Origin of the sequence: Alteromonas sp. 07-89-2 (assembly GCF_013113925.1) — a bacterium.
Classification (GTDB): Bacteria; Pseudomonadota; Gammaproteobacteria; order Enterobacterales; family Alteromonadaceae; genus Alteromonas; species Alteromonas macleodii.
Window position 1 is genome coordinate 305,833 of record NZ_VTYM01000002.1, and the last position, 10,430, is coordinate 316,262.

Genomic DNA, 10,430 nt, shown 5'->3' on the forward strand with positions numbered 1-10,430 from the left:
TAACAAAAAAAGAGACCTTATGGTCTCTTTTCAATAATATCAAAGCAATAACGTGGTGAAATAACACGACGTTAGATGGAAAACTAGATAGTTCTGACCCTATCTCGCCTTCACATCCAAGCTACGTAATTAGCCGTGCTTTTCAGCCAGGTAAAGCCAGGTTTCAACCACGGTATCAGGGTTAAGTGATACCGAATCAATCCCTTCTTGTACCAGCCACGCGGCGAAGTCTTCGTGATCTGATGGACCTTGACCACAAATGCCTACGTATTTTCCACGCTTCTTGGCTGCCTGAATTGCCATTGACAACAATGCTTTCACCGCCTCATCTCGTTCATCAAACAAGTGCGCGATAAGACCACTGTCGCGATCTAGACCTAGGGTTAACTGCGTTAAGTCGTTAGACCCAATAGAGAAACCGTCGAAAATGTCTAGGAACTTATCAGCGAGTAAAGCGTTTGATGGCAGTTCACACATCATGATAATGCGAAGGCCATTTTCACCTTTCTTAAGTCCTTGCTCTTCAAGAAGTTCGATAACTTGACGACCTTCTTCTAATGTACGAACAAACGGGATCATGATCTCAACATTGGTCAAGCCCATTTTGTTGCGAACGCGCTTAATGGCTTCACATTCAAGGGCAAAACAATCGCGGAAATCTTCAGAGATGTAGCGGCTTGCACCACGGAAACCCAACATTGGGTTTTCTTCGTCTGGCTCGTATTGATAACCGCCCACTAAGTTGAAGTATTCGTTCGATTTGAAATCTGACATACGAACAATAACTTTCTCTGGCGAGAATGCAGCGCCAATGGTTGAAATACCTTCCACCAATTTCTCGATGTAGTATTCCGTAGGCGACTCGTAGCCTGCAATCATATCGCTAATTTCTTCTTTCAACTCTTCAGGCTGGCTGTCGAAATTAAGCAGTGCTTTAGGGTGCACACCAATCATGCGGTTGATAATAAACTCAAGGCGAGCAAGACCAACACCCGCGTTTGGCAAGCGAGCAAAATCAAATGCGCGATCGGGGTTACCCACGTTCATCATCACTTTTAGCGGTAGGTCAGGCATTGCGTCAATGCGTGAGGTCACTACGTCGAACTCTAGTTCGTCACCGTAGATAAAACCGGTGTCACCTTCAGCACAAGACACAGTAATTTTGTCGCCGTTCTTGATACTGTCGGTCGCGTTACCACAACCAACCACAGCTGGAATGCCCAACTCACGCGCGATGATTGCCGCGTGACACGTACGGCCACCGCGGTTGGTAACAATAGCAGAAGCCTTCTTCATGATAGGTTCCCAGTCAGGGTCTGTCATGTCAGTTACCAGAACATCACCCGCTTGGATTTTGTCCATCTCTTCAATTGAATCAAGCACTTTCGCTACACCAGCACCGATTTTGTGTCCAATTGCACGGCCTTCACAAACAATGTTGCTTTGACCTTTCAACTGGAATCGCTCGATACTCTGTGAATCTTCACGGCTGCGTACTGTTTCAGGGCGAGCCTGAACAATGTAAAGTTTGCCGTCTGCGCCATCTTTTGCCCACTCGATGTCCATAGGACGCTTGTAGTGGTTTTCAATGATCTGCGCCTGTTTAGCAAGCTCCATCACTTCGTCATCAGTCAACGAGAAGGTTTTGCTGTCAGCTGCATCAATATCGACAATAGACACTTGCTTACCGTGTGCTTCATCATCTGAGTACACCATTTTAGTAAGCTTACTACCAAGGTTACGACGAACGATAGCAGGCAGGCCTTTATCAAGTGTTGGTTTGTGAACATAGAATTCATCAGGGTTAACCGCACCCTGCACCACCATTTCACCTAAACCAAATGAGCTGGTAATAAATACAACGTCTTCAAAGCCAGACTCTGTATCGATAGTAAACATAACGCCTGATGATGCGATATCACTGCGCACCATGCGTTGAATGCCTGCAGATAGCGCCACGCCTTTGTGGTCGTATCCTTGGTGAACGCGATATGAAATAGCGCGGTCGTTAAATAGCGATGCGAACACGTGCTTAATTGCCACAAGCACGGCTTCATAGCCTTTAACGTTTAGGAAAGTCTCTTGTTGACCTGCGAAAGACGCATCTGGCATATCTTCAGCCGTGGCTGATGAACGCACTGCGAATGACGCTTCTTCACCTGCATCACCCTGTAATGTGACAAACGCAGTTTTGATTTCTTCTTCTAGCTTTCCTTGGAAAGGTGTGTCGATGATCCACTGACGGATATTCTTACCCGCTTCGGTCAATGCGTTCACGTCATCTACGTCTAACGAGTCTAAGACTTCGTGGATGCGCGCTTCTAGGCCACTTTGCTCTAGAAACTCATTAAATGCCTCGGCGGTGGTAGCAAAACCTCCCGGCACCTGCACACCGGCGTTCGCCAGGTTTGAAATCATCTCGCCTAATGATGCATTTTTGCCGCCTACGCGACCCACATCATGCATGCCCAGTTCTTGATACCAAAGTACGTATTCTTGCACAGCCCAAGCCTCCAGCTTTTTTATGTGTAGGGTATGAGGTTAATTTCAGGTTTGTGCTTTTTGTCACCTGAAACTCATCAAATTGTAGTCGATATGTGGTGAAAACCACTGTTAACGCTGTCCATTACGTTTGACAGCAAACCTATTGATATTTGCCATCATTCACAAGAACCGTGTAGCTTTTCGACGAAATCATCTTAGAATGGGGAAATTCAGAATGTAAACCCTTTATTACTTTTGTAATAAAATTACACCAATGTTAAGGATATGTTGTGCGCACAGCTTTTTATATTTCAGATGGTACAGCCATCACTGCAGAGGTCTTCGGTCACGCCCTGCTTTCCCTGTTTCCCGTTTCTTTCAATCACAACACCATTCCTTTCGTTGAAACTGAGGAACAAGCTCACAAAGTTTTACAGCAAATTTCTGAAAGTTTTCAAGACACCGGAGAAAGGCCGCTTGTTTTTTATACAATTGTGAATGTAGATATTCGCAAAATAATCTCGAAATCTGTGGGCATTAACTATAATTTTCTCGATCAATTCGTAGCGCCACTGGAAAAAGTATTGGGTGTTCCTTCAAAACCAGAAAAACATCGTACACACAGTATTCACGAAACCACCTACGATATTAGAATTGAGGCCGTAAACTACGCATTGGCTAATGACGATGGCTCTAATCTAAAAGATTACGATGAAGCAGACATCATTCTTACTGGCGTTTCACGCTCGGGTAAAACGCCAACAAGTCTTTACTTAGCCCTTCAATACGGAATAAAAGCAGCGAACTACCCTTTTACAGAAGAAGACATGGGAGACATGCTGAAACTGCCTCCAGCCCTAAGACGATTTAAGAACAAACTCTTCGGACTAACGATTGAAGCCGATAGACTACATCAGATACGTTCAGAGCGACGCGCAAACAGTAAATACGCATCGCTACCACAATGTAGGATGGAGCTTCGTGAAGTTGAAAACCTGTATAGAAAGGAAAAGATTCCGTTTTTGAACAGCACTAAATATTCTATTGAAGAAATTTCGGCAAAGATTTTAGCCGAGACTGGACTGAAGCGCCGTAAGTATTAGTGAATCTAACTATTGGTAAACAAAAAAGCGTGCCGCAATGTGCATTTTGCCTGCAGCTAATCGAAATGAACCTAACGATTAATGCGGTGCGTTATCTTTTACCAATTTTCTGTAGCGCGATAGCTGTAAAGATGGAAGCCCCTCAACAGATATTTGCTTGAGCCAACGTCTCGCTTTTTCAGGGTCGTTGCCAAGCGTAGCATTTTCCGCTATCCGCAACTTAATACTGTTAATTTGAGCGATATCCTTCGCTTGCTCCGCACATGCTAAACCATTCAGGAAAGCCTTCTCTGCCGCCTGATAATTCTTATTATTGCGAAGCGCTACAGCATAATTGCTGTAGGCGACAGCTTGCTGTTGATAATCGGGTAGCTTCAACGCCCAATTCAACGATTTAATTCGATATTCAATATGTTTTGCGTTATCGCCTTCTTTTAGCGCGGCGTGCCCAAGCTCAGCAAAGATCTCATGATAAAAGACAGGCGCATTATAGTTTTCACCTTCCAGTTGCTCAGCAAAGTCCTGCGCTTCTTTCGTTTTACCAAGCACAGTCAAAAGATTTAAAACCCTTACACCTAATTGAGGGGACGGCATCTTTTCATATTGTGCTCTCAAGCCCGTCAAAGATTTAGTTAACGCTATTCTTGCTTCCTGCTCTCGGCCACTGGCACGTAACCACTTACCGAAAAACAGAGAAACTAGTGGCTTGTACTCTGGCATTCCTTTCAAATTTGTAGCCTCAAGCCATGGTCTTAGAAGGGCATAAAGCTCATCATAACGTTGAAAGTTAAATAAGATATCAAACCTTCTTACTTGAAGGTCCCACCATGGTGGTGTGTTCTTATCTAATAGAGATTGCTGTGCTCTGATTTTCGATAAACATTCGTCGACACTATCCTGGCAAAGAGGCTGAATATCTTTAATCGCGGCATTTGCATGAAATACAAAAAGCGCTAGGAATAATAAAATGGTGGCTAATAGAGATCTCATTATTATTATGGCAATGCGTCTATTTAGTATGAAGTATAGGTTAAAAGCCGTTCTTATAATAGTTAGCGAAAGCTCCTAATTTCTTTAGTGGCTAGCATCATCGCATGCTCCGTGACCTTTCGCTGATAGCAATTATCTATCACGGATAATCAGTTACATTTCATTGATTTAGCGATATTGTTAAAACACAATTGATACAGTATAACATAACCATTAATTAAAGGAGTTAGCGTCATGTTTACAGAAGAAATGGTACATACAGCCCTTCAGACTTGGTGCGACAATGTTGTTGCGGTGGGAAAAGTACACGCTGAAGGTGGCGATGTGAAAGCGTTCGCATCAAAGGTTTTATCTGAAAACTACGATTACGATAATGGCAAGGTGCTATTTAAGCCTACCTTAACGTTTGGTGCTCAAACATTTCGCCCAACAAAAGAAGGGGCGCTTTCATACTTCGTAGGTGGCAATAGCGACTACCCCAACGACAACGGGTTCAAGCTTAAGCCTTGGGTAAAGGTTTGGTATAGCAAGGAAGATTTCATATTGAACGGCGAGTTAGCCATTGTTCAATGCAACGTACATTTCATTGGTGCAGACGACAGCCATATTTTTGTGAACAAGAGCTTTGTCTTCAAGCAATGCGACGACGATAAAATTAGAATCATCCTTCACCAGTCTTCGTTGCCTTATCAGCCATAAGCGTTAGGAATGGCTCTAATGGCACAGGCTTGACGCCTTTAAGTGTCAAAAAACACGAGGCACGGTACAAGTCGTGCCTCGTTTTATTCTAAAGGTGCGCTAACGCTGTAAATCAGTAACCGTCTAGTTTCAAAAGCTTGGCTTAGGATAAAGCCCAAGTTCAGTCGAGTCACGCTAGGTACGGCTATTTCACGCAAGGCGCTTCTACTGCGTCTTAAGCGCGTCCTTCAGCGCTTCCAAGTTAGATTCAAATGGCTTCCACTGCCCCATCCCCGTTTTGTAAATAGGCTGCCGAACCTGCTCTGAACTTGGAGTTTTGATTATCCGCTTGGTTTTATGAAACGCTAAGCATGCCTCTTCAAACTCTAAACCGCAGAACGCCAGAATACGCTTGACCTGCCCTTCTAAATCGTCGAGCACATCTTCGTGCTGCACCGTTAAAATGTCGCCGGGCATCACCGTATGCCAATGTGACATCAACTTTTCATACGCATTGTAATATCGGCCAATATCACTTAGCGAGTAGCTAAACTCCTGCCCTTCACCAAATAGTTGTTTGTACCCACTAAAACAGCAATCCATTGGATCCCTTCGCGCGTCAATAATTTTAGCGTTAGGCAGTATCTTTTTAATAAGCCCAATATGAATGAAATTGTTGGGCATTTTGTCAATAAATAACGGTGCGCCTTGGCGATATGCACGGGTCTGCTGAATATATTGCTCACCAAGTTTCGCCAGTGTTTCTTCACTCAATGCTGAAACATTAAACGGATATGGCGTAGATTGGTGGCTGAGCGAAGACGCTATACCCAGAATGTCATGCAGCTCCATGGTTCCGTCGACATTAGAGTGCGACGCTAGGATTTGCTCGAGCAGTGTAGAGCCAGCACGTGGAAGGCCGACAATAAAAATAGGATCTGGCGCTTGGCAACCCTGTGTTTTTTTGAAATCGTCTTGACTAAAAGCCTGTTGCTGAGCATCTAATGCTTGCTCGGTTTTCCCAATATCGAATTGAAGTGTATTGCGTTTAAGCGTATTACCTTGCTGGTAATACGTAAAGGCCTTGTCATACTGAGCGTTATCTTCAAACCCTTTTCCGAGCGCAAAACAAATATGAATTTTATCGTCTAAGTTAATTGCATCATTGCTGACTTGCTCAGTCATTTGCTTAAGCATCTTGTCACTAAACTTATACGTCTTCGTATTCGCCAAGCTCCAATAGGCATCACCATAGCCGCGGGCAAAATCTACCGCTTTTTCGTAAGCGTTAACCGCATCGGCAGTATCGCCTTTGGCTTTTAGTGCATGACCCAACGACACCCAAACTTTAGGTCTATCTGGCGTTTGTTCTAGTACGCCATGGTAAATATCTATCGCTTCATCTAATTGCCCTACACCAACAAGCGCATGGGCAAGACTGGTTTTAATAACAAAACTGTCTGGGCTTCTTGAGAGCCTTTGTCGCGCAACGTTTACGGCCTCTGGAAACTTACCCAACTTTGAAAGCACGTTTTGATACGCTAGCGCCGCTCGCTCGTTGTCCGGGTATAATTCCACACAACTTTCCAACAAAAATTCTGCATCACTGTACACCTTCAACTGCATACCAATTTCAGCCAACAACATCATAGCTTCAGGGTGATGCTTTTGTTTAGCCAAAAATTGGCGGCACACTTGCTCTGCCGCAGCGAACTGCTTTTCGTACATAAGGTCGTATGCACCCAGAATTGGCGGAGGAAGAGACTGCAAATGCGCAATCTGATTTGATGCCATTTGTTCAGCGGTAGCGTCGCGATGATTTTGATAGATTAAGAGCAGCTTTTTCCAACTGCTTATAAGAGCAGGGTTAAAATGCGTTGCTTTAAAGAACGCACTTGCTGCATTTTGCTGGTCTCCCACAGCTTCATGACAGTAAGCAAGCTCCTGGTATCCCCTGCCGTAATCTGGGCGAAGAGATAGAAGAGTGTCGATAGCCTTAAAAGCATCGCTATGTTGGTTCGAGAGCCTGTAAGTGACAGCGGCCAAATAAAGTACTTCTGCTTCTTGCTGCTCATTTAGCGACACGGACAATAAATCTTGAATATACGATTTCGCAGGTGATAACTGACCGCGTTGAAGCGCTTGCTTAATAGCGCGAACTTGATGTTGAAAATCTTCTGTTGTCATAGCCTTCGTTATAATTCTTGGTAGCGCAGGTGATAATTGGCGAAAGCCAAAAGGGTGTGTATTTAATACTACCGAATTTTTCTAAGATAAGTAATGAAAACGGCAGGCCTAGGCCTGCCGTTTAATGCACTGTGTACAATCTACTTCTTCGTTTACGACAAACGACTATTAATAGTAATCGTAAGAGAAGCGAAGACCTATAGTACGAGGGCGATTAGTCACAACTTTAGGCGTATACTGCTGTGTATCAATGTTCAAAATTGCTGATTTGTCGAAAACGTTGTCAACGAATGCTTCAACTTTCCAGTTTTGATACGTCATCCCCACAGATACATTACCAATCACGTAACTTTCCTGAATGTAGCGGCCACCGCGAATTGTTTCGCCATCTGCACCTGGATACGTTGCGCCTTTAAACTCGTCACCCTCATCTTTAATTTTCAGACCCGAGCCCGTACCATAAATCAATCGAGTTGCATCTTCCATGGCATAGGCGTTCATCACCATGCCAGCAAGACGGTCGCCGGTGTAGGTAAGTGATGCATTAACATACCCTTCTTTACCGCCATCTAACTCAAAGAAATAACGTGCGCTAATGTTGCCTGAGAAATCAGCAGAGTACGGAAGCTCACTGCCTACGCCAGCCGCAATACCTTCTAGTTCAGGGTTAATACTAACCAGTTCAGTATCCAATACGCTAAATGCTGCGTTAATGACTAGGTTATCTGTCGCTAACCAAGTAATGTCTGCATCAATCCCTTTAACTTCTGCATCACCAACATTATCGGTGAAGACTAAGAAACTAATATTCGCAGGATCGAAACGCGATGTTTGCAAGTCGCTGATTTCTGAATAGTAACCAGTGGCATTAACACGCAAAATTCCGTCTAAGAAGTCACCTTTCAGGCCAATTTCGTAGTTATCCAGCGTATCTGTTGTTGAGTAAACCGGAACACGGAAATCCGCAAACGCCCCAGTGTCATTTGCCGCTGCGTCCCCACCTAGTCTGTTAGTTACTGGTGGACGGAAGCCTTCTGAATAGTTCGCGAAAAGCAATACGTTTTCATTTACTTTCCAGTCGAGGCCGAACTTGAAAATGGTATCGTCAACCGTGAGTACTCCGTCACCGTCTAGTAAGCCAATTTCCAATGAACCATCTTGGATAGCATCGACAACACCTTGGCCGTCAAGACCCAAACCATCATAAACGGCGGGATCTAGCACGCCTTGACCATAGGCTTCTAATCGGCTTGTTACGTCGCGTGTTGATGTAGCGCCGCGATAAATATCGTCAATTTGATACCAGCGCGCACCAATGGTAGCGGTAAGCGTATCAGTAATTTCATAGCCTAGCTGACCAAATACTGCGATTTGCTCGATAGTATGCGTAACATCGTTTACAAAGCTAATTTCAGGAGAGAAAGGGCCACCATCGCTGTTAATTCCACGGTCACCCGCCAGCGCATTCCATGAACTTGCAAGGTTCTCGAAGATTTCAGGGCTTGCGATTTTAAACTGGCCTACTGAGCCTACTTCCTGTTCGTCATAAAACACACCCGCCGTCAGCTGCCATGGTGTATCCATCGTTGTGCTGAAACGTAGTTCGTGGGTTAAGCGAGTGCTAGTAGTGTCTTCTTTGTAGTATTTACTTGGATCGAGGCAGCGCGCGTCATCTGGATTATTTTGCGTTTCGTAGTGCGTACACACATAGTACGCGGAAAATAAGCCGCCGTTGGTGTAGCCTGTGTAATCGGTAAGCGTGTCTATTTCACGATCAAGGTAACCACCGGTATACACCACATCTAGTTTTTCTAAACGACCATTTAGGGTCCATGTGGTTAACCCAAATTCGTCGGAGTTTTCATCGCTTTGAAAGCGAATTGCCGAGCTTTCGCCTTCCACTGTTGGGTCGTAGGCAAACACACCTTCAGTATCAAGTGTTTGTTGAGTGTGTTGAACCAGAACATCCCAATCTTCGTTGATAATGTAAGACAACCCGAATCGCGCCCCTGAGTAGACCGCGTCATTAAAGTTATCTTCAACATGTTCGCTGTTTCTTGGCGACACAACGGCGGCTTCACTGCGGGTAAAACCATTGATTTCACGACGTGCATCCATCGCAGCCGGATCGATGCCCTTTTTCTGCAATGCTTTTCCAGAAATACGATCAATAACTACTGCACTTCCAATGTAACCACCATTTCCTGGCTCATTTTCAATGTTGTCAATCCAACCGCCCTGACTTTCATTGTAGGCAGCCACACGCAGCGCAAGGTTGTCAGTTGGAGTAACGTTGAAATATGCCTCCACCGTGTTACTCATATCTCCGCCTTTTGTGGTAGAAATACTGGTATCGAAGCCTGCAGCAAAACCAGAATGATCTGGCTTGTTTGTGATTAGGCGAACTGTACCTGCCTGAGAACTCGCACCAAATAACGTACCTTGCGGCCCAGGTAGAACCTCTACACGCTCAACGTCGGTCGCAAAAATATCTAAGTTTCGGCCAGCCATAGAAACAGGCATTTCATCAAGGTAGAAAGCCACTGAGGGCTGAAGTGCTTGAACAGATGACAGGGTAATGCTTGATTGCGTGGTCGCCGCACCACGAATGTATATTTCGTTTTGCCCTGGACCTGTACCTTGGAATACCACATTCGGTAAAAACTCTACGTAGTCTTGGAAGTTATCAATACCGAGATTTTCTAATGCTTTTCCATCTAACGCAGAGACTGCGACAGGGACATCTTGGATTGATTCACTTCTTTTCGTGGCGGTAACTTCTATGGTTTCAAGTTTAGCGGGCGCTTTAGTTTCTTGCGCAGCCAGAGAGGTGGATGCCAGTGCAGCGATGATTGCACAGCTAAGCTGAGTTTTGCGCATTTGTGTGTGTTTCCTTCAATTGTTTTTTTATTCTTTGGACAGTGTTTACTTAAAACACATATCAAAAAGATCATATATTACGATACACAATCTATTAATTATTTCTAC

General features: G+C 44.5%; 6 protein-coding genes. 2 read left to right on the plus strand and 4 right to left on the minus strand.

The window, feature by feature from the left end:
• Window positions 1-129: 129 nt before the first annotated feature.
• Window positions 130-2,502 (minus strand): phosphoenolpyruvate synthase, encoded by a 2,373-nt coding sequence (gene ppsA / locus F0261_RS02770; protein ID WP_014979190.1) that lies wholly within the window; start codon window positions 2,500-2,502, stop codon window positions 130-132.
• A 272-nt stretch (window positions 2,503-2,774) separates the two neighbouring features.
• Between ppsA and F0261_RS02775 the strand changes: the two genes are divergently transcribed.
• Window positions 2,775-3,587, plus strand: coding sequence for a pyruvate, water dikinase regulatory protein (locus tag F0261_RS02775; protein WP_014949315.1), 813 nt, complete (start codon window positions 2,775-2,777; stop codon window positions 3,585-3,587).
• Between the two features lie 78 nt (window positions 3,588-3,665).
• Here F0261_RS02775 and F0261_RS02780 read toward each other — a convergent pair whose 3' ends face one another.
• Complete coding sequence (locus F0261_RS02780) at window positions 3,666-4,577, minus strand: hypothetical protein (protein WP_014979189.1); 912 nt, start codon at window positions 4,575-4,577, stop codon at window positions 3,666-3,668.
• A gap of 234 nt (window positions 4,578-4,811) precedes the next feature.
• Between F0261_RS02780 and F0261_RS02785 the strand changes: the two genes are divergently transcribed.
• Entirely contained in the window at window positions 4,812-5,276 is a 465-nt protein-coding gene (locus F0261_RS02785) for a hypothetical protein (RefSeq protein WP_014979188.1), read from the plus strand.
• Between the two features lie 204 nt (window positions 5,277-5,480).
• Here the strand turns inward: F0261_RS02785 and F0261_RS02790 are convergent, their stop codons facing one another.
• Both F0261_RS02790 and F0261_RS02795 read right to left on the minus strand, forming a co-directional pair.
• Window positions 5,481-7,442 carry a tetratricopeptide repeat-containing sulfotransferase family protein gene (locus tag F0261_RS02790; protein WP_014979187.1) on the minus strand — a complete coding sequence of 654 codons (1,962 nt, stop codon included), beginning with the start codon at window positions 7,440-7,442 and terminating at the stop codon, window positions 5,481-5,483.
• A gap of 168 nt (window positions 7,443-7,610) precedes the next feature.
• On the minus strand, window positions 7,611-10,322 hold the full coding sequence (locus F0261_RS02795) for a TonB-dependent receptor (protein ID WP_014979186.1): 2,712 nt from the start codon (window positions 10,320-10,322) through the stop codon (window positions 7,611-7,613).
• Window positions 10,323-10,430 lie beyond the last annotated feature (108 nt).

Coding starts and splice junctions, on each gene's coding strand:
- F0261_RS02780 (WP_014979189.1), bottom strand. CDS start 4,577: ATGAGATCTCTATTAGCCACCATTTTATTATTCCTAGCGCTTTTTGTA.
- F0261_RS02785 (WP_014979188.1), top strand. CDS start 4,812: ATGTTTACAGAAGAAATGGTACATACAGCCCTTCAGACTTGGTGCGAC.
- F0261_RS02790 (WP_014979187.1), bottom strand. CDS start 7,442: ATGACAACAGAAGATTTTCAACATCAAGTTCGCGCTATTAAGCAAGCG.
- F0261_RS02795 (WP_014979186.1), bottom strand. CDS start 10,322: ATGCGCAAAACTCAGCTTAGCTGTGCAATCATCGCTGCACTGGCATCC.